15 protein-coding genes are annotated in these 20,856 nt (G+C 42.6%); 2 read left to right on the forward strand and 13 right to left on the reverse strand.

What is annotated here, in order from left to right:
* From Q0502_RS08305 to Q0502_RS08325, 5 genes are all read right to left on the reverse strand, one after another.
* Nucleotides 1-1,813: pitrilysin family protein (locus Q0502_RS08305; RefSeq protein ID WP_298649523.1), on the reverse strand; the 1,813-nt coding region annotated here is incomplete at its 3' end.
* The gene (locus Q0502_RS08310) at nt 1,813-2,277 is read right to left on the reverse strand and encodes a hypothetical protein (protein ID WP_298649526.1); all 465 of its coding nucleotides are present in this window, start codon (nt 2,275-2,277) and stop codon (nt 1,813-1,815) included. The genes Q0502_RS08310 and Q0502_RS08305, both read right to left, overlap by 1 nt.
* A 73-nt stretch (nt 2,278-2,350) precedes the next feature.
* Nucleotides 2,351-3,775 (reverse strand): RagB/SusD family nutrient uptake outer membrane protein, encoded by a 1,425-nt coding sequence (locus tag Q0502_RS08315; protein ID WP_298649529.1) that lies wholly within the window; start codon nt 3,773-3,775, stop codon nt 2,351-2,353.
* A gap of 119 nt (nt 3,776-3,894) precedes the next feature.
* Nucleotides 3,895-7,212 carry a SusC/RagA family TonB-linked outer membrane protein gene (locus Q0502_RS08320; RefSeq protein WP_298649532.1) on the reverse strand — a complete coding sequence of 1,106 codons (3,318 nt, stop codon included), beginning with the start codon at nt 7,210-7,212 and terminating at the stop codon, nt 3,895-3,897.
* A gap of 111 nt (nt 7,213-7,323) precedes the next feature.
* The gene (locus Q0502_RS08325) at nt 7,324-8,301 is read right to left on the reverse strand and encodes a FecR family protein (RefSeq protein ID WP_298649534.1); all 978 of its coding nucleotides are present in this window, start codon (nt 8,299-8,301) and stop codon (nt 7,324-7,326) included.
* Nucleotides 8,302-8,482: 181 nt separating this feature from the next.
* On the opposite strand from Q0502_RS08325, the gene Q0502_RS08330 reads away from it, so the two are divergent.
* Nucleotides 8,483-9,103, forward strand: a complete 621-nt coding sequence (locus tag Q0502_RS08330; protein WP_298649537.1) for a sigma-70 family RNA polymerase sigma factor — start codon at nt 8,483-8,485, stop codon at nt 9,101-9,103.
* Nucleotides 9,104-9,229: 126 nt separating this feature from the next.
* Here the strand turns inward: Q0502_RS08330 and Q0502_RS08335 are convergent, their stop codons facing one another.
* The 5 genes from Q0502_RS08335 to Q0502_RS08355 all read right to left on the reverse strand — a co-directional run bounded on the left by Q0502_RS08335 (nt 9,230) and on the right by Q0502_RS08355 (nt 16,215).
* Complete coding sequence (locus tag Q0502_RS08335) at nt 9,230-10,420, reverse strand: glycoside hydrolase family 88 protein (RefSeq protein WP_298649541.1); 1,191 nt, start codon at nt 10,418-10,420, stop codon at nt 9,230-9,232.
* A gap of 63 nt (nt 10,421-10,483) precedes the next feature.
* Nucleotides 10,484-12,382 (reverse strand): heparinase II/III family protein, encoded by a 1,899-nt coding sequence (locus tag Q0502_RS08340; RefSeq protein ID WP_298649544.1) that lies wholly within the window; start codon nt 12,380-12,382, stop codon nt 10,484-10,486.
* A gap of 329 nt (nt 12,383-12,711) precedes the next feature.
* Nucleotides 12,712-14,298 (reverse strand): CotH kinase family protein, encoded by a 1,587-nt coding sequence (locus Q0502_RS08345; protein WP_298649546.1) that lies wholly within the window; start codon nt 14,296-14,298, stop codon nt 12,712-12,714.
* 185 nt (nt 14,299-14,483) lie between these two features.
* Nucleotides 14,484-15,350, reverse strand: a complete 867-nt coding sequence (locus Q0502_RS08350) for a neutral zinc metallopeptidase (protein ID WP_298649548.1) — start codon at nt 15,348-15,350, stop codon at nt 14,484-14,486.
* Between the two features lie 34 nt (nt 15,351-15,384).
* Nucleotides 15,385-16,215: a tetratricopeptide repeat protein gene (locus tag Q0502_RS08355; RefSeq protein WP_298649551.1), complete on the reverse strand. Its 831-nt coding sequence runs from the start codon at nt 16,213-16,215 to the stop codon at nt 15,385-15,387.
* A gap of 89 nt (nt 16,216-16,304) precedes the next feature.
* Between Q0502_RS08355 and Q0502_RS08360 the strand changes: the two genes are divergently transcribed.
* Nucleotides 16,305-17,231 carry a mechanosensitive ion channel domain-containing protein gene (locus Q0502_RS08360; protein ID WP_298649553.1) on the forward strand — a complete coding sequence of 309 codons (927 nt, stop codon included), beginning with the start codon at nt 16,305-16,307 and terminating at the stop codon, nt 17,229-17,231.
* A 42-nt stretch (nt 17,232-17,273) separates the two neighbouring features.
* Here the strand turns inward: Q0502_RS08360 and Q0502_RS08365 are convergent, their stop codons facing one another.
* The 3 genes from Q0502_RS08365 to Q0502_RS08375 all read right to left on the reverse strand — a co-directional run bounded on the left by Q0502_RS08365 (nt 17,274) and on the right by Q0502_RS08375 (nt 20,621).
* Entirely contained in the window at nt 17,274-18,848 is a 1,575-nt protein-coding gene (locus Q0502_RS08365) for a peptide chain release factor 3 (RefSeq protein WP_298649556.1), read from the reverse strand.
* Between the two features lie 24 nt (nt 18,849-18,872).
* Nucleotides 18,873-19,841: a dTDP-4-dehydrorhamnose reductase gene (gene rfbD / locus Q0502_RS08370; protein ID WP_298649559.1), complete on the reverse strand. Its 969-nt coding sequence runs from the start codon at nt 19,839-19,841 to the stop codon at nt 18,873-18,875.
* A 219-nt stretch (nt 19,842-20,060) separates the two neighbouring features.
* On the reverse strand, nt 20,061-20,621 hold the full coding sequence (locus Q0502_RS08375; RefSeq protein WP_298649561.1) for a DUF4924 family protein: 561 nt from the start codon (nt 20,619-20,621) through the stop codon (nt 20,061-20,063).
* Between the last annotated feature and the right edge of the window lie 235 nt (nt 20,622-20,856).

The following is a 20,856-nucleotide window of genomic DNA, read 5'->3' on the forward strand; positions in this document are numbered from 1 at the left end:
AACTTGCAACCATGCCCGTACGTGTATTCTCGATTAACAATCGCACCGAAGCTGAACTACCCGCGAGATAATAAGACAACTCATCTCTCGAAAAGTCGCCGGCCCCGCTAAGAGATACTACACCGGGAGAGAAAACGCCATTCACATAATCAACCGAATCTAAAGAAAATAGACCTCCTTTCTTGTATGCAGACACATTTACCTTGTTTTTACCGGAGACGGCTTCTTTATAAATAACTCTTATCCCATTGGATAGAATAAGTTCTGTACCGTTAATCTCCGGTATCTTTTTCTCACTGATAATTCGTCCCGGTTCCGGCTCATTTTCCAATAATTGAGACGGCACATCAATTTTAAGTTGGTAGGGGAGAATATTTTCGTTTTGAATTGAATCAATAAACTGACACAATCGTATAGAATCGGCCATACTGCTCTCTTCAAATGATGAAAAGATATAATGAGTCTGATCTGTTTTCACTAACTGATGCAATATACGGACAATAGAAACGGAGTCAATGTTATCGATATATTTCTTTGTTAAACGATATTCTTCCTGAGGTGTTGTGACAACATAATCTTTAAAAAAATCAGCATACACTTCATCCATCAGCAGCGAAGAACTGATCGGCTGTGCTGATTTAGCTGCCCGTTCTTTAGAGCTTAAAGATGCTTTTTTCACTTTTTCAATCTCTTCAGGAAGAAAACCGTATTGATAGATTTGGGACAGTTGAGAAATAAAAACAGATACTCCTTCTTCAATTTTGTTGGGCATCAACTCTACCGATGCCATCAGCACACCTTTCGTATTTAAGAAGTCGGATATCCCGATACTCCCCTTGGCATAAACATCATTTGTAAATGAAAGTGCATTCAGTCGATTTCCGAATAACCTGTTAAGAACAGTGCGTTGCAGATAAAGATAATATTCACTTTCCTTCCTTACCGGCTCGGAACGAGGAACAAGCTGAATCAAAGTCAAATCAGTTTTTTTAAGACCTTTATTAATAACAGCATTTGCCTTTACATTTGTGTAATCGGGAATAGTATGAACCACCGGTTTCGACCTGTTCATATTTTTCATTCCCGAAAACTTGGACTGAATTAATTCCTCCACCCTTCCAGGATCAACGTCACCAACAACTGCAACAGCTGCTAAATTAGGTTGATACCATGATTCATAATAATTACGCAGTGTCTTATATTCAAAATTCTGAATGATTGCCGTATCTCCTATAACTTTTCTTTCCGCGAATAGGGAATGATTCATCAACTCATTCAATAACAAATCATTGACTTCTACCTCCGGTTTTTGTTTAGACAGCCATTCGGACATGATCACCCCTCTTTCCGAATCAATTTCATCCTCTTCCAGCAAAAGGCCATCCAGCCAATCGGCGAGGATGGTTAAGGTTGTATCCACCATACCGTCTGTATTTGCCGGAAGTTTTAACTTATATACGGTTTCGTTATAAGAAGTATGCGCATTTAAATCTCTTCCGAATTTCGCCCCTTTGGATTCGAGAAACTTCACGAGTTCATTGCCGGGAAAATGGGTTGTCCCGTTAAATGCCATGTGCTCCAGAAAATGAGCAAGCCCCCTCTGTTCTTCTGTCTCGTTTACAGAGCCTGATTGAATAAACAATCGGTAGACAGCCTCTCCCTTCGGATAGTCATTGGGATAGATATAATAAGTCAACCCGTTGTGAAGAGTACCTTTGATCAGTTTGGGATGCTGTTGGATATCTTTTGCAGAAACATACCCAACAAATAATGAAAGTGTTAACAGGAAAAATAAGTTTTTATGAAGATGCATTATGCTTTTGTTATTGTTAATTCAGACTGATTTTGTGCAGGTCCGGGTAACCCGATTGTATAGCCCTTATCATTACTGATCAGTTTTATCTTGATCGTATTGTCTTTCGACGGATCAACGGGATTCACTATCCATTGAATACGGATTGGCATATCGTAAATACCGGGAAGGAACGTAAGGGTATTGTCTTTATTCATCCATTTATAGTCAACACCCTCTTTCAAACCATCACCAACAATTACCTCATAAGTAACCGTTACCGTTTCGTTTGAAGCGGGGGCACTCAAATATACATTGTAAGTACCTATCATATTTGCTTTTGATGAAACCGTCACAGTGGAAGATTCATTGACCATGATATGGATAAACTTCAGGTCATAAACCGGATTCTCATCCAGTCCGCAAGAAGTGAACAAAAACAACAATGCTCCCAAAACGCACATAATATTTTTTTCCAGTTTCATAGGGTTATTCTATTTTTTATTAGGATGTTAAAACTATCAATAATTATTTGCAGATATATGCTCATTGTAATGTCTAATTGTTAACTGTCGGATTTCCCTGCATATTTGTATTGGCATTTAACTCTGTTTGAGGTATAGGTAATACAAATAAGTCGTTCGGGTATGAAAGGTGCTGAACATTGGAAGCGGTGGTGACGCCTCTCACCAAATCATCCTTGTATCTCACTATGTCAAAGAAATTATGTCCTTCAAAACAGAGTTCTTTGGCTCTCTCCTTTTTTATCAAAAACAGAAGTTCATCTCTATTCGCATAGTCTAACTCTACTTCCGAAACATTCTTGTTTAATGCCCTTCCAATGATCGCTTTCAGGTCATTAGCAGCATTTGTCAGATCATTATTTCTCACATAGGCTTCCGCCCTGTTTAAGTATATCTCGGATACCCGTAAGATAAAGGGATCATATCGCTCCAGCTCAGGAGTATAATCCACTTCTATTCTGTATTTGGTTGTTATATTGACTTCATTGTTGATGTCAGGAGCGAATAATTGTAATCTTATATCTTCTGCATCTGTGTATAAACTCATGAGTGTGTCTGCAGCCGTAACCAATGGATTACCGGATGAGAAAAAAATACCCAGTGACTTGCTTTTTAATACGCCATTTAACCGTAATATTGCTTCTTCACCGGCAATCATATTATTATACATTGCCAGATAATCATTTTCGTATGCCAATGATGACTGCTCTATCACTTTTGATGCATAAGTAATCGCGTTATTCCAATCTTCCTTATACAAATAAACTCTGCTCAGTAAAGCCCATACAGCTTTTTTCGAGACATGGTATGCATCTCTCATGGGACTGTCTCCAAATAACGATTCGGCAGTATTCAAATCCTTGATGATCTGGTCAAACACCTGTTTGGCTGTGGCGCGTGAAGGTAAATCATCAGGCCCCGGTGTTACTAATAAAACCGGTACACCCAGGTGAGAAGCATCAGCGGTGTAGTTATAAGGCTGAGCATACACCCTGTATAAGTCAAAATGACAAAGAGCCCTTAAAAACAGTGCCTGAGCCTGCACCAGTTTAATTTCTGCTTCCTGGTTCGGAAATGCATCAATCAATGGCGGGGCATACTCCAAAACATTGTTCACGTTAGCCAATGCCTCCAGAATCTTTCTCCAGATATATCCCACCGCACCGACTTCCTGTTCGGGATCTGAGGTAAAGTTAAATTGATCCACCATTTCCACATCGGAACTGATGAGATTCAGATCCACCATATTACCTGCCACCTCAGGATATTTGTAAAATTCTGAAGAATAATAATTAAACATCTTGGTGTAACTACCCGTTAATCCCGCTTTTAATCCTGGAACATCCGAAAAGAAGTTAGGCATCGTTGTTCTACCAACCGTTTCAACTTCCAGAAAATCACAAGAGGAAACAGAGAAAAACAAGCTGATTACAATAACTATTTTCAATATAGGTTTCATACGATTATTTTTATTTTTTTCTTTTTCGGTGTATGGAACTCGCGATAATTATGTCCTTGTGTGAAAACGGTTCTCATGCTCGTTTCATACGATTATATTTAATATTATTCTACATTTCCTTAAAAACTCAAATTAACTCCTAATGAAAAACTTGTCTCCAGCGGATAGCCTCTCATAGATTGCTTATAACTATTTCGATCCTTTTTATCGTAAGGCGTCCAGATAAATAAATTATCTCCGATCAAATCGAGACTGCAAGCCTCCACATCAATAAGTTTCAAAAATCGCTCCGGTAATGCATAACTCAGTGCAATATTATTGAATTTCACATTGGTCGTTTTATATATATGCCTGGTGGAACTCATTACCGACCTGGTGGATGTTCCCCATATCGGTTTGGGCGACAAAGCAACATCACCCGGTTTTTGCCAGCGATCCAACTGGTTTACAGACTGGTTGTCAGACATTATATCCAACCCATCCGACATCACATTACGGCCAAAAGTACTAAAAGCATAACCTCCTATAACGAAAGAGAGCATCCCTTTGACGGAAAAATCTTTATATCTTATTTGGGAAGTAAGCCCTCCGGTTAAAATGGGAGAGGCCGATTTCCAGGGAACCCGGTGCTGTTCATTATAAATTCTGGTTAGATTACCTTCACTGTCGTACCAGAGCGGGGCACCGTCCCTGGGGTCTACTCCCGCCCAACGTATGATATAGAAGGTATTTAAATCATATCCTTCCCTCCAGATATAATTACCCATCACTTTCTCGATCCCATTATACAATTCAACCAATTTATTTCTATTATGGGATACATTCAATTCAGCCCACCAATCAATATCTTTCCTGGTAACCAAATCTACATTTAACGTTGCTTCTATTCCCTGATTGATTATTTCACCGGAATTGCGGTAACTTCGTGTATCACCGGTAGTTCTTGATACATCAATGTTACTGAGAAGATTAACCGTTCTTTTGTTGTAAGCCTCCAGTTCGAGGTCCACACGGTTGAACATCTTTATGCGTACACCTATATTCGTCATATAAGCAGTTTCCCAGCTCAGTCTTTTATTGGGGCTGCCGGACATGGATCCGCCTAATTCTCCCATATAATTATGGCTTTCCCCGTAAGAATATATCCCCAATGCCTCCTGAGAGCCTATTCTCGAATTGCCATTCGATCCGTAAGACAATTTCAATTTTAGTATATTGATGTGTTCAGATTGGAAGAAATGCTCATTATGGATATTCCAGGAAGCACCGGCAGAAGCAAAATTACCCCATCGCGAATCTGAACCAAATCCGGAATTACCATCCCTGCGGGCATTTATGGAGAAATAATAGCGATGATCAAATGAGTAATTCCCCTGAAGGAAATAGGACAATGACCTGGATATACTCCTGCTGCTACTTCCATTCCTGTCCACAGCATAGGAAACTTCTTTGATCCTGTCATTAATAAAACCAGAACCATTTGCTCCCATCGTCCTCGTATCTTCCGAACTGGCCTCAAAACCAAGTAACCCTCCGATATGATGCCTGCCGAATACTCTGTTGTAATTCAATCGCTCAATAGCAGTCCAGGTTAAGAAGGTAGCATTATTCCGGCTGGAGTAACCGATGCTACCTGCTGTGGAAGATATACCTGACCAGTTTGTTTTTGCCGAATACTCGTCTTCGTTTAAATTCTGATAATCAACCCCTAACTGAGTAGTGGATGACAAACCCTCTATTATACGATACCTTAAAATAGCATTCACATTCGTCACTCCTGCTTTTTGCCTGTGGTCATTCTCTTCTCTCTCGGCCACCGAATTCAGAAAACGGGATGTCTGCCAAACAGGATCCCCGGAGGAATCAGTCCCCGAAAAGGTTTTATTATATAATCTATAGGTACCGTCAGGATTTGTCGGGCTATAGATAGGCAAAAATTCATAATAATCATTACCCGGAACAAAAACATCATTGATATTGTAAGAGGCCGCATAGATCAATGAAAAATCAAACTTACGAGACATCTCAATGTCCAGATTACCCCTTATTGAATAGCGTTCCTGTGTATTCCCGATGACGGTAGACTGACCATTGTAATAACCGCCCGACAAATAGTACTTAACCCCTACCCCGCTTCCCAAGACAGACAGATACGCGTTTGTCTGGTATGCTCTATCATAAAATACTTCGGACCAATCAGTATGAGTAGCACTGTAACTATTCAGGTCATTATCCTGAAAAGGGAAATTTTTCAAATCACGCCCCGAATTAAGGTATGATTCCTTAGCCAGCATTAAATAATCTCTTCCGTTTAACACTTTAAACCGGGCATTTTGGTTAATTTGTGCCACTCCTGTTCGCAGAGAAAGCCCTACTTCCGGTTTCCCGGATGAACCACTTTTGGTGGTTACCAGTATAACTCCATTTGCACCATCAGCACCATATATAGAGGTTTCTGTTGCATCTTTGAGCACTGTGATACTTTCTATGTCGTTAGGATTTATATAGGTCAATGGACTAATTGAGATGCTCATTCCTGAAACCATATTGGTTCTGTCACCGCTAAAAATACGCGTACCGTCAACAATCCACAACGGTTCGTTGGAAGCGCTCATGGATCCTTCCCCCCGCACCCTTAAATTTAATCGTTGTTTTGTACTTGACGCATCGTCGGAATTAGGCATCACTTGCAACCCGGGAACAATCCCTTCCAATAAGTTATCCACACGTGCTACCTGTAAAGTTTTTATTCTATCCGAATTGACCTGAAAAGCTGAACCGACCATATCTGTTCTTTTTTGCACTGTACCATAGGCGCCAATCACGACAACATCCTCGAGCATAGCAGCATCTTCTGTCAGGGTCACATTCATTTGGGCAGTTCCATCCCACACTCTCTCTTGTTTTTCGAACCCTATATAGGAAAACACAATAGGACTGTTTACAGGAATCTTCAATGAGAAGTTTCCGTCCATATCGGTGACCGCTCCGTTTGCCGTCCCTTTCTGAACCACGTTTACACCAATTAAAGGAATATGGTTATTATCAGTCACTCGTCCTTTTACCGTTCCTGTTTGCTCCATCTTTTCAGGTTCAGGAATCCCACTTTCCACTTCTTTGACTATCACAATATATTCCTTATCGGCTACCTTTTTATATGTATAATCGGAATCTCTCAGTGATCTGTCCAACCACTCCTCCATATTATTTGTCCGGGCTGTGAAAGCAGGTGCCATTCCCCGAATGATTGAGCGGCTATAAGAAAGCGTCTGACCGGTATTTTCTCCCAACTCTTTTATTCTTTCTAATCTCTCCGTCATCGGTTCTCTGTGGAAAACTAAACTCTCTTGTTGTACAATAGCAAACAATGAGCCCGGACTCAACCACAATACCATCATAACGGCAAAGAACCTTGTCATCCATGTTTTTTTATCCATCAAATGAAAAATGTTTAATAATAACCTAATTATAAATACTTTTGTCTATGGAATATATAATGATTGTTTTCTATATATTTAAATCTTTCAAGATATTAACTTGCGATTCCTTCAATAAAACTCAATCGTATTATTTTCTATTTTATAGGAGGTTCCAAATATATTTGCAATATTCTTCACTACATGCTCCAGCGGAGTATCAATATAAAAAGAAGTATATATTTCCATCTCTTCTGGAACGATATGATTCACCACTTCCACATCATAATATTGCCGGAGCCTGAATGCCAGTTCATTCATACTTACGTGCTCCAGTACAATACGGCCATTACGCCAATCCGCGGCACCCGCACCATCCGTTATCCCCGCGGTGAGCTGCTGCGTTGCCGTGTGAAAGACGGCCTTATTATTCACATCCAGGAGTATTCTCCCGCCCGTTTCGCTACTGACCTGAACACGACCGGTCTTTACGCTCACTACCTTCTCTTTCAGCTGACTATAGGCCTTGATATTGAAAGAGGTACCCAATACCCGGGTATTCAGGCCATCGGTAGTATGCACGATAAAGGGTCTACTGAAGTCTTTACTTACTTCAAAAAAAGCTTCTCCTTCTTCAAGCCACACTTCCCGGGTATATGCATTGAATCTTCCTTTTCTGAGTGAAATAACAGTCTCTTTGTTCATATGTATTACTGACCCATCAGGAAGCCTGATTTTTTTCATATTCCCCCCGGTAACGAACTGTCTGACTACAGCTGCCTCAGCGGTAATGTTTTGTTCTTGCGGATATCCGTTCGTGGCCGGTCTTTTTATGGGAAAATTAAGAAAAACCAGCAACAGGGCCACCGCGGCCGCTGCGGTCAACCCGTAGGAGATCCGCAGATTCCACAGGCGACGCCCTTCTGCTTTTTTCATATATAAAAGGAACTCCTCCCAGGCCTGTAGGGAAAAACGGTTGGCCTCGTCATCACTCACCGGATCGATGGATGATTTACCTTTTTCCTTAAACCAGAGGTCGATGATCTCTTTCTCGTACCCGGTCGATTTTCCCCGTACATAAGCCGAAAAAATCTTCTTGAGTTTATTCATTTGATGATAACCTAAAATAAAGTTTCACTATTATAATAGCAGGCTTTCAGGAACGGATATCCCTATTAATTTTAGCCAAATAAAGCCAAATAAATATAAATACGGAAAAAAAATAGTCCGAAAAAGACGAATTCGTAACATTCATTTCATTACTTTGCGGTGCGAACATTGGAGATTGAATATGGTTTCAGATAATAACGCAACAGAAGGTATCACCGATTTAGAGGCATTACGTAACAGATCCCGGTTTCAGATAGTTTTTACGCGCTATGCAGGACGTTTATATAAAACGGCCACGCAATATATGAACAAGGATGATGCACAGGATATCGTACAGGAACTGATGATAGAAACATGGAATAAACGAGATTCTCTTACAGGGGGTGCCGGCGGTTGTTTGCAGAATTATCTGTTCATCAGGTTAAAATATAAGATCCTTGATTTTTACAGCAAAAAACCGAAACAGGTTCTTTGGGAAGAGGCCCTTCCGGAATTGATTCATCTTTCCGCAAACTATGCGCACGAGGAAACCCTCCTGAAAGAATTGGAACGGATCATCGCCTGCACAATACGGGAGATGCGGCCTTCGGAACGGGAAGTATTCCGGCTGCGCTGGGAGCAACAGTTATCTGTACAGGAGACGGCCAAATCGTTGGATATCTCCCCGAAATCGGTCATGAACCGGTTTGCAACAGCCATGAAAATGGTTCGTGAAAATGTGCTGGAATATTACAATGAAGAGCCGGCTACGGAATATCAACTCTCCCTTCTGATGCTTATTATCGCAAAAATAATTGTATAAACACAAAGCCGGCTTTGATCATTATCAGTTATCCACCAGAAATCATCGCCTTCATACTACGGGATCTTTTCTCAAAAGGATAAACTCCCATTGAAAAGAGGGTAATATTAAAAACAGCGTCTTTTTTCATTTTTTCAGGTCTTTTTTACGCTTCAGGGCCTCCAGAAAATAGTAATCGGCATAATTTAAAGGAACATCCACCTCTGAATTATGCGGTAAACTTCCTACGGAATGCATCAAAATAAAATTTCCATTTTCACCTAAAGGAGCTCTAAAATCCGGACTGGAAAGGGTATTTATGATTTTATCCGCCCATTCTTGATAGTTTCTTTTATTTGAATAAGTCGACAATTCATATAAAGCAGAGGCAAGAATGGATCCTGCCGAAGCATCGCGGTAGGTATCAGGAACTTCAGGTGCATCATAATCCCAATAAGGAACTCCATCCTCAGGATAATTAGGATGATTTGCAATAAACTCAAGCGCCTTCTCCGCCTGTGCCAGATATTTTTGGTCTTTTGTTTTCCGGTAGCAAAGTATATACCCGTAGATGCCCCACGACTGTCCCCGGGCCCATGCACTTTCATCGGCATATCCCTGGTGAGTGTTTCTATGTCTCACGGTTCCATCTTCCTTACTATAGTCAATTACATGCCATGTGCTGTAATCGGATCTGTAATGATGCTTGATCGTATTATCGGCATGGGTTACGGCAATATTGTAGAAGGAGGAATCACCCGAAAATTCCGTCGCATCAAAAAGCAATTCCAGATTCATCATATTATCAATAATCACAGGATATTCCCAGTCTTTCGACGGATTTGCATTCCACGATTGAATCAATCCTACGGAGGGATTATAACGGGTGGATAATGATTTTGCCGCTTGTACAATTATATCTTTATAATTTTCATTGCCGGCCAGTCTATATCCGTTACCATAACTGCAGCCTATCATAAAACCCACATCATGGTTACCTGTATAATATTGAATCGTATCTAACATCTCGGTATATTTTATGGCTGCATTCTTCCATTTTTCATCTCCGGTCAACTCATATATATACCATAAACTACCGGGGAAAAAACCGGAGGTCCATTCCTGAGGAGGGATAAATTTCATTTCTCCATCAATAAATGATTTCGGATTCAGCAACTTTTCCGGATCTTCTATGCTTTGTAATAACAGTTCATACTGATCTGCTGCAAAGGCGATATTTTCATCGATGATGTTTACTTTATCCGTCTTTTTATGCTGGCAGGATTCAACACAAAAAACACTAAATATCACACAATACAAGAATAATAACTTTTTCATTTGTCTCAACTTTAATTTTATATTATTTGGGGTCTTATAATTTGAAGGAATTAACATGCCATATTATTCTCCTGATAATCTGATTTTTATTCTGTCTTTTTTATTTTGAATAATCCATGCGGGTATCCTTAGCTCTAATCTCTTCAGTCCTTTTATTTGCCGGTCGAGCTTCAACGGGGCAGGATGAAGAGATACAATCGAAAACGACAATTCGGGATGTGACAAATTTTCTACCTTAAGTTTTTTTCCTTCTTGCAGTAAATTCACACCACAATCAGTATATTCGACATCGGCCTGGGTTACCAATTGCCAGGTGATCACTTTTGTTGAGTCCAATAATTCGATATTATCTTCAATGATCAGAGAGTTGTAAGTGTCTTTGGTAAACGTTCTTTCCGCCCTTGCCAGATGGCCTTTAAAGGCAGGTGTCAGATCTATGGTCGCTTCAGGATTACTTCCACCACTGAATTCTTTTATTGTAGCCAATCCGTCAACGACATGTAATTGATCATCAACAGTTAACGTACTATGTCCATAATTATTTTTGGTCAGCAAAGTCCATCGTTCACAATCCTGACAACTCCCCCAAAGGTTAAAGCCGGTCTTTTCCAGTTCATAATAATCCTGATTTCCGGGATCGATAACCCAACGGATTCCATCTAATTCGAAAATAAAAGAGCCACCATCCATGTTCCCATGATTTACCGTACCCCTGCCGCCTTTTCCACCAAAATAATATTGATGCGGGTCATCCTCTCCGCCTGTAAATATCACTATGGGATTCGGACCGTCTCCTTTCCATGCGGTGGGGATTTCTATATCAGACCTTTCTTTATATTGCGAGATCCAAACAAGGGCTGCGCCATCTAACCGGGCTAATCTTCTCATCCGGTCAACAGGCATAAGAAACCTCTCTCTTTCAAAAAAAGTTTTATTGCCTGTTTTTGTTGCGAACCACGCGAGGACTGCATCTCCATTAGTACCCCTTTTATCTCCACAGTCGGCAAAATTATAATACCAGCCCGATGGCGCGTTACACAGGACTCTAAACAGGGCACTTTCTTTAAATCCGGGATAGTCACTATATCCAAAATCTTTGCCGAAAGCGCTTTCCAACATAGCAATCGTCACCACTGAAAAACTTGTTCCATAGTCCCAATAAGTGGATCCTTCCGGATATACTCCATCCGGCATGTAGGAGGCGAGAGAGCGGGGTAATCCGTCGAGCGCTCTCCGGATGGTTTTCACCGCAAGTTCCGGATCTTTTTCGGCAATGGCAATGGAAGCGGCGATCATTCCCCCGTTACAAACCTGGTTCCAGTTATTATTACCGTATGCCCAACCTGGATTTTTACCGTCCTCCGGCCAGCCAGGCTTGATACCCTTATCAATTAAGGCTCTGATCGCCAACTCCTCCGTAGCTTTTGGCAGATCACCCATTGTCCAGTCAAGTGCAAGTGCAACAGCCAGGGACATCTCCGCCACATCGAGAAAATGAGAAGGATTCCAGTCGGTAAAATTACAAACCGCCGTTATTTCATCGTTTATCCGTTGAAGAATTTTCGGGTCTTCCTCTATCCGGTAAACCATACCCAGCATATTCATTCTGTACAACATTTCGCGGGATACGCTCAAAAGCCTTCTTCCGGTCTGGATTCTTTCGAGAAACGGTTTGTCATGGAGCTGGCCCGCATTCAGTTTTATGGCATTATACATATTCCTGACCAGGGGATCAGACTTAATTTTAGCCTTTAAGCCTTTTTCAATGGATGAATTTAGCACTAATCTCGGGTGAGATTTTCGTAAATTCTTTTTCAAATATTGTACGGTTATAGGATTTTCCAGCGTTGAAATACCTCCCTGGTCCACCCTTTGTGCCGTGAGGATAAATCTGTTACCCTGACAAAAAAACAGGAAAACAAAAACTATCAATAACAATTTTGAGGAATATCGTGTTTGCATATTAGCGTGTTTTAATGATTGTACTGAATTATTCTTTGTTTATGATTGTTCTCTGTTCTCAGAGTGTGTACGTACACAAGATTTTGTATTAAAAATAGAAAAGCCCCTTAAAACTGAATAACTGCTTAATAAGGTACCCTATGGTATTGAAAAAATTATTTCAATACCCAATAAAGACCACTTGCTTTCGCAAAGGAATAATATTTTTTTAAAACAGAAAATAAAAATAGAAAAAACTTATGACAAATACTAATAATATAAAAAACGGCAATTAAAACAATTATTAAACAACAAAATCTGTTTGTGAGAACTCACAGTCAATATTATACCTACAATCCGTTAATATTTGTATCCAGCCATTGGAGCCGTTTTTCCACAAAATCGACAAGATAATCGACTTCGGCTGTGTAAGACCCCCTGACTATAATTGTGTTCCATTCGGGTTTTATAATGCTCCATCCGGCCCCGCCATTGGCTTTGGGACTGAAGTTCCTTGCTTGGGCATCCTGTAATGCGAAAGCGTGTTCCCTGATAAAACCGGGAATTTCGTCCAATTCGGGTTTCAGTTCATTCCACCGTTTTTTCAATTCCGATACAAAATAGGGATCTTCAAAAAAGCGGTCGAACCACGGTGAGCAGGTTTTAATGAACCAGCCGTCCCATTCCCTGGAAGAAGCTCCTTGTTCCCATGTGATGTGGTCGGCATTGCCAAAAGCGATATCCAAATCCCATATAAGGGGTTGTTCGATTTTTCCGTTCCGGCGAATAGCCAGGTAGCAACTACCCCGCATATTGCCGTCCACATTCTTGGCAAGTTCCTGTACGATGTAATAATTAATGAACGATTCCACATCAATATATTTGCGGTAGCCGTTTTCCGGGTGCTTAAAATTATCTGAATACAAAACCTGTTCGGCTGTATTGAAATAATTCCTTACATACTCGAATTGCGGATCCGTCGGTCCATCCGGATCTTTGAACATGATTGGCAGCCCTTTCTGATCCGTTCTGAATTTAGACGGTTCGTCGAAATGAAAGCCGGTCAACGCTTCACCCGCATTATCGGATGACTTTACTAACTCCATGTCGAGCCGCTCTTCCGACACCTTCACATGTTCAGTCAACCCATAAACTCCCTGATATGTTCCATTCAGGTAGAAATCAACACTGACAGATGCCGGCGTCCAGCTCATTTCCGCTATCCGCGATATCTCGAAAGCGGTAATATTTCTCAACAATGTTTTGTCCGTATGATTGGCGAGCAGCGCCCAATCCTTATCCTTACTCATGCCCAGAAGAGATGCCTTGCTGTCTAATTTTACGCGATACGGTTTCTTGTCCATTCCCCACGTTGAGTTTCCCCGCCCTCTTATTCCGGCTGTAGAAGTAAATTTAACTTCACTGGTATAGTATTTATCAATATCTTCTACAATAACCGTTGAATTCACATAATTTTCCCTATCCAGGATAGGCGCACCTCCTGTTGTATTGATATAGACTTTTGGGAGACGCGGTAAGTTCTTTGTTACGGTAACGGTATAATCGGTTTTTGTTCCGTCTTCGGCAATCACACTGTAAACTACCGGTTCGCTGAAATCATTTTCTGTAACGCCGCTGACCTGTTCCGCGTTTCCTATTTTTACCGATGCACCCGAATAGGTAAATGTGGCGACCAAACCGTCAAGCGACACGCCATAAGGGATCGATACGATGATACCGGGGTCCGATATTGTACCTGTCGCAATTGTTTCCAGATCTTTATTGAATTCAGGATGAAAGGCAAAGGAATCGAGTTGGGAGACAGAAGACAATTCATCCTCCCGATCTTCCGAACAGGAGATAAAAAGCGAAAACAATACTAAGTACAGGAACATCATGCCTGCAGGGTAGATTTTGAAAGACTTTAAGTGAATCATAATTTACATTATTTAGTGATCGAACGGGTAGCATAATCCTATAGTCAAACTTTCTCTTTGATATTCTTCAGGAGTATGTTTTAATTATTTGGTAAACTCTTAAAGACAGTACGGTTCAAAATTAACAAAAAAGTTTAACTTTGGACAGTAAAATCATCTATTCCCGGGTATTCCAACGGTAGTATTTACCGCAGACCTGGATCATTAAAGGTGTCACCCTGGCTGATATCGCCGGTCTCCATCCCTCTTCTGAACCAGTAGGTACGCTGCGCGGAAGTGCCGTGCGTAAAGGAATCGGGAACGCTGTACCCCATAGAACGTTTCTGAATGGTATCGTCGCCGACTGCGGTCGTTGCACTGATAACCGATTCCAGATCACCCGCTTCAAGCTGGATCATGTTCATGCGTTGCGCGTGGTAAACCCAAACCCCTGCCAGGAAATCGGCCTGCAACTCCAATTTCACGTTCAGTTTATTGAATTCCGCCTCGCTGATCCGTCCTCTGTGTTGATTCATCTGATCGATGATCCCCAATAACTTCTGCACATGGTGCCCCACCTCATGGGCCGTTACATAGGCCATAGCCAGATCGCCTTCGGCCCCGAAATCGGACTTTAACTGATGAAAAAAGTTCAGATCAATATACATTTTCTGGTCTGCAGGACAATAAAAAGGTCCCACGGAAGCCGTAGCTCCACCACACTCCGAAACCGTTGCATCTGTAAAAGTGACCAAAGTAGGGCGCACATAACGCTTATTCAGTTGCGTGCCGAATATCTCTTCCCACACATCGTTGGCGCTGTTAAACACCCCCAGCGTAAAGACCTTCAACTCTTCATTCTCATGGACCCTGGAAGGATCTACCACCTCGGACGATTCTCCCGGAGCGATACTGCTCACCATGTCTATGGCCTGGAAAGGATTTTGCCCCAACAATAAGGCGATCACAGCAATGATTACCGCTCCTACTCCGCCGACGGCTGCATTTCTCCTGCCTCTACCCCTGCGGTCTTCATAGTTGGCTTGACTGTTATTTCTATTGATCCACTTCATAAAACAGGGTGTTTAGTTTGATCCTATACTATTTTTATTCCGTTTTCTTCAGCCAATCATTCACTATATCGGTATCATATCCAAGTTCTTTGGCTTTCTGGAAATCGGCCCGGGCAGCCACTTTGTCAAACTGTACGAGACGAACCCGTCCCCGGAGGATATAGAAATAAGGATTCTCTTTCTGTGACCCTTCCACAGCCCGTAAATCGGCCGACGCCCTGAATATCTGGTCACTGTTCACGTAACATTCCGCCCGATTCATATAAAAGCTGGGATCGGTCGTAGAAGAGGATTGAATCAGCCCGGTATAGATCTTTTCAGCGGCCTCCCAATTATCGTCCAGCTTATAAAGCAGCGCCTTGCTCAACTTCGTGTACATATTGTCCGTATCTATTGCCTCCGACGCTTTGAAATCGGCCTCTGCTCTGGCCCTGTCATTCTTTTCGAGAAACAGCAATCCTCTCCGGTAATAGGCCTCCACATCCTCCGGATAGTGGAGGATAATGGTATTATAATCCTCCATCGCCTCGTCAAACCGCTCCATATCGCACAAAAGGGAAGCCCTGTTGTGCAGCACCACACCGGATAACGGATTGTTTGCCATGGAAGCGGTAAACGAAATAAATGCATCGTCATAGTGGCCCAGTTGCCGTTGCAGGATTCCGAGGTTCAGCAATAAAACGGGATTATTTTCATTTGCCGGTTCCAGCGCCATCGCCTTTTGCAAAGCAATAGCCGCACTATCGAGTTTGTTTTTTTCAATAAAATTAGCCGATTTGTCCACCCAGGCTTCGTAATTTTGCCCGGAAAGAGACATGGCAAGTAGCGGGAATAGAAATATAAATAACAGCAAAAAAATTCTCATAAGAATTCTGATAAGCAGATGTAAGCAACAAATTTAATCAAAAATATTTATCTTTGGCTCTTCATTCTTAAAAATAAGAATAAATCGATATGTCTTCAGCAACTCTTATAGTACAGGCCGATTCTCTCCAATCTCTCCCGGCAAATATACAAATCGCTTCAGCAGCCGAACTGATCAAAGCCGGCCGTTTTGAAGAGTTATTCGATCAGTTCCTTACCGGTAGCATCGATTTCCTTGGCAAACTTCTGATAGCCCTGCTCATCTTTTATGTGGGAAAATGGATTATCCGACGTGTGGCCGGATTCTTTAACAGGGTATTTGAGAAAAGAATAGACGATACCGCACTGCGGAGTTTTTTGCTGAATATCCTCAACATCAGCCTCTTCATTGTTCTTATCATACTAATTATCAATACGGTGGGGATAAAAACCGTCTCTATTGCCGCCCTTATCGGCTCGGTGGGTCTGGCAGTTGGCCTGGCTGTGAAAGATAATCTGGCTAACTTTGCCGGCGGGGTAATGTTGCTTTTCAATAAACCGTTCAAGGGCGGCGACTATATCGAGGCGCAGAATGTAGCGGGAACGGTACAATCAGTAGGTATATTATATACTACGCTTACCACTTTCGATAATAAAACGGTCCATATTCCGAATGGCCCCCTCTCAACCGGAAACATCGTCAATTACAGTACACAGCCTACCCGCCGCGTGGACATGACAGTCAACGTCGATTACGGATCGAATGTGGAACAAGTAAAACAGTTACTCCTCGATATTGCGGAAAACCACCCCGGCGTGTTGAAAAATCCCACCCCTTTCTCCCGCATGGCGAAGATGAACGACAGCTCAATTGATTTTGTGCTGAGGGTATGGACATCATCGGATAATTACTGGCCGGTTACTTTCGATCTCAACGAGCAAATTTACGAGGCGCTCAATGCACACGGCCTGAACATCCCCTTCCCGCAGATGACGATACATCTGGCAAAGGCTGATAATGAGCAAGAAAAGAAATAAGATACGGAAACCGTCCCCATTATACTTTTCTTGGTGACTTATTTAAAATTCGGAGTTGAAATGGAAGCGGATATGCTTAAAATCCTGCTGTGCCATCATTAGAATATAGTTCGACTCGGCAAGAAAGACATCCCTACCCTCTTTATCGTGCGCCATATACTGGTATTTCCGCTTCTTGAAATCCTGCAGTTGCAAGGCATCATCGCTTTCAATCCAGCAGGCTTTATAAAGATTGATAGGCTCCCAGCGGCACTGCGCCCCATATTCGTGCAGCAACCGGTATTGGATCACTTCAAACTGGAGCTGCCCCACCGTCCCGATGATCCTCCGTCCGTTAAACTGATTGGTAAAGAGCTGTGCCACCCCTTCATCCATCAGCTGTTCGATCCCTTTCTGAAGTTGCTTCGACTTCATCGGATCGGCATTCTCAATATATTTGAACATCTCGGGAGAAAAGCTCGGCAATCCCTTGAAATGCAGTTCTTCGCCCGAGGTAATCGTATCACCGATCTTAAAGTTGCCGTTATCGGGCAAGCCCACAATATCCCCGGCATAAGCTTCGTCCATCACCTCTTTTTTCTGCGCCATAAAAGCCGTCGGCGACGAGAATTTCATCATCCGGTTGAAACGGACATGCTTATAATTCACGTTTCGCTCGAATTTTCCGGAACAGACTTTTACGAAGGCGATACAGGAACGGTGATTCGGATCCATGTTAGCATGTATCTTGAAGACAAATCCGGAGAAATTCTCCTCATACGGATTCACCACACGCTCTTCAGTCTGTATTTCGCGGGGCGACGGGGCAATATCCACAAAACAGTCCAACAATTCTTTCACCCCGAAATTATTCAATGCGGAGCCAAAGAATACAGGTGCCAGTTTTCCGGTGAGATACCCGTTACGGTCGAACGCCGGATAGACTTCGGTAATCAGTTCCACATCGTCGCGCAGTTTCTTCGATAACCGGTCGCCGATATGGTTCTCCAGTTCGGGTGATTGGATATCGAGCCGCAGCGATTCCGTCACCACCTGTTTACTGGGTTTATAGAGATCAAGGCCGTTCCTGTACAGGTTATATACTCCTCTGAACCGCTCTCCCATATCTATCGGCCAGCTCAACGGACGGACACTCACTTTCAGTTCCTCCTCCAATTCGTCGAGGATCTCGAACGGATCCCGCCCTTCACGGTCGAGTTTGTTTACAAAGATCATCACCGGCGTATGGCGCATACGGCAGACCTCCATCAGTTTACGTGTCTGGGTCTCTACTCCTTTTGCCACATCTACCACCACGATCACACTATCGACCGCCGTAAGCGTACGGTAAGTATCTTCTGCAAAATCCTGGTGACCGGGTGTATCCAGAATATTGATCTTATGGTGGTCATATTCAAAACCCATGACTGAGGTGGCTACCGAAATACCCCGTTGCTTCTCGATCTCCATCCAGTCGGATGTGGCCGTTTTTTTGATTTTGTTCGATTTCACGGCGCCCGCCACATGGATAGCTCCTCCAAAGAGCAGTAGTTTTTCCGTAAGTGTGGTTTTTCCCGCGTCGGGGTGACTGATCACAGCGAATGTACGCCGGCGTTGTATCTCTTCTTTCAATGTCATCTTTTAATCTTATCTTTTCACTTTTCACTTTTCACTTTTCACTCTCAATTCCCCGATACATCTCCCCAAAGCCTCTTCCCAGTCCGGGATATCCACATGGAATGCAGCGCATATTTTCGACAGGTCCATCACACTGTATGCCGGGCGACGCGCCGGTGCACCATATTCGTACGTGTTGACAGGAACCAGTTCGCACCGGTCGATATCCGCCAGCCTTTTGATTTCTCCGGCAAAGCCAAACCAGGTAGTTTCTCCCCTGTTCGAAAAATGGTATATCCCCGTTTTCCATTCTGTCTCTTCAGAAAACTGCAGGATATGGAGGATCATCTCCGCCAGATCTGCCGCATAGGTCGGCGTTCCCCGCTGATCATCCACAATAGTCAATCTATCCCGCTCTTTCATCAGCCGGATCATCGTCTTCAAAAAATTATTACCATACTCCGAATACATCCATGAAGTACGTATGATCATCCACTCACCGTCCGCGGCTTGCAGGGCTTTTTCGCCCTTCAACTTCGACTCGCCGTAGATCGAGAGCGGAAACGGCTCCATATCCTCCGTATAGGGTGTTCTCGACCGGCCATCGAACACAAAATCGGTCGATATATGGATCACCCTCACCTCTTCCTGTTTTGCTACGATCGCTATATTCTCCACGGCTTTTTCATTCACGGCATATGCCTTTTCCGCCTCCGTCTCCGCTTTGTCCACAGCCGTATAGGCGGCACAATTGATAATATACCGGATGCGGTAGTCCTTCACAAAACCGGCAACCTGTTCCCTGTCCGTCACATCCAGGTCACTCACATCGGTGAAGAGGAATCTGAAAGGCAGGTTCAAACGGTCCGTCAGTTTTTTCAACTCGTTCCCCAACTGACCCTTCGCTCCGGTCACCAGCACATTTTTCTGCACCAACCCGTAAAAAAACTGCTGTTTCGGAGTATCCTTTTCCGTACCCCCCAAATGTTTGGTTATTCCTGTAAATATAGGCATCGTTTTTTATTGGTTTACGTTACTAATTACTACGACGAATTACAAATTATTAATTACTACAAATTGGTTACCGCGTTTTAATTGTTTATCCTTAGTGCTGATTTCAACCCAATCAGGCGAGAAACACATCAATGAATCAATATATTGGGACATTAATCACAGTGGCACATTCACTCATCATCACATTCCAAAACCCCGATTGCCTTACCACTTTAACACCTAATCACCTGACCACGCTTCACCCTTGCCGGCTTCTTCCCCGGAAGTTTTATATTGCCGGGAAAGCAATCGCAGCAGGGTAGTAACCTGTGCGATGGCAGCCTGCGTTTCACCCGAGATCTCTTTCCTCTGTATTTTTAACAAAAGATATCCGTACAAAGCCGTAAAACAGGTTTCCATTTCAGAAATATCTTTGTTTCCCGACTTTGCCCTTAATGCCACAATATGGGGCAGTGTATTGTAGTAAGCACCGATATACGCGGATTTCCCGGGATCTTTCAACAATCGTAAATGGAGATCGGTAAGATCTAGGATCAGGTTCTTGTTGATTTGCAGATGCCCCTTTTCCTGCACACCCTCCGATTTCATCATCATGATCAATCCCTCATACCAGTCACGGGCTTCTTTTCTTTCCTCTTCCGTATGATACACAGGGTCAATAAGAAACTGCTGCACCTTGTCGATATCCAGTTCATACGAGCGTAAGATATCTTCCAATTGCCACATATACAGCAAATATTCCGCAATATTCTCTTTTTTCTTTTGCCGGGCTATCCACATCTTCTCCTGTTATTCAATTGCAAGTACATATCGGACAGATTCTACTCAACCACTCACCAACTCCCCTGATTGTCGGCAAACAGATAGCGGGAGGAACAAACAAAATCAACCATTCTATTTGTAGAAAACGTCCCCTGAAAAACGTAATTTTGCACAAAATTACAAATTATGATCAAGTTTCATACCATACATATGGTATATTTTCTTGTATTACCCGGCGATAATAAACCCGTCT

The sequence above is a fragment of the uncultured Proteiniphilum sp. genome, assembly GCF_937873925.1.
Lineage (GTDB): Bacteria > Bacteroidota > Bacteroidia > Bacteroidales > Dysgonomonadaceae > Proteiniphilum.

Coding starts and splice junctions, on each gene's coding strand:
- Q0502_RS08310 (WP_298649526.1), bottom strand. CDS start 2,277: ATGAAACTGGAAAAAAATATTATGTGCGTTTTGGGAGCATTGTTGTTT.
- Q0502_RS08315 (WP_298649529.1), bottom strand. CDS start 3,775: ATGAAACCTATATTGAAAATAGTTATTGTAATCAGCTTGTTTTTCTCT.
- Q0502_RS08320 (WP_298649532.1), bottom strand. CDS start 7,212: ATGGATAAAAAAACATGGATGACAAGGTTCTTTGCCGTTATGATGGTA.
- Q0502_RS08325 (WP_298649534.1), bottom strand. CDS start 8,301: ATGAATAAACTCAAGAAGATTTTTTCGGCTTATGTACGGGGAAAATCG.
- Q0502_RS08330 (WP_298649537.1), top strand. CDS start 8,483: ATGGTTTCAGATAATAACGCAACAGAAGGTATCACCGATTTAGAGGCA.
- Q0502_RS08335 (WP_298649541.1), bottom strand. CDS start 10,420: ATGAAAAAGTTATTATTCTTGTATTGTGTGATATTTAGTGTTTTTTGT.
- Q0502_RS08340 (WP_298649544.1), bottom strand. CDS start 12,382: ATGCAAACACGATATTCCTCAAAATTGTTATTGATAGTTTTTGTTTTC.
- Q0502_RS08345 (WP_298649546.1), bottom strand. CDS start 14,298: ATGATTCACTTAAAGTCTTTCAAAATCTACCCTGCAGGCATGATGTTC.
- Q0502_RS08350 (WP_298649548.1), bottom strand. CDS start 15,350: ATGAAGTGGATCAATAGAAATAACAGTCAAGCCAACTATGAAGACCGC.
- Q0502_RS08355 (WP_298649551.1), bottom strand. CDS start 16,215: ATGAGAATTTTTTTGCTGTTATTTATATTTCTATTCCCGCTACTTGCC.
- Q0502_RS08360 (WP_298649553.1), top strand. CDS start 16,305: ATGTCTTCAGCAACTCTTATAGTACAGGCCGATTCTCTCCAATCTCTC.
- Q0502_RS08365 (WP_298649556.1), bottom strand. CDS start 18,848: ATGACATTGAAAGAAGAGATACAACGCCGGCGTACATTCGCTGTGATC.
- rfbD (WP_298649559.1), bottom strand. CDS start 19,841: ATGCCTATATTTACAGGAATAACCAAACATTTGGGGGGTACGGAAAAG.
- Q0502_RS08375 (WP_298649561.1), bottom strand. CDS start 20,621: ATGTGGATAGCCCGGCAAAAGAAAAAAGAGAATATTGCGGAATATTTG.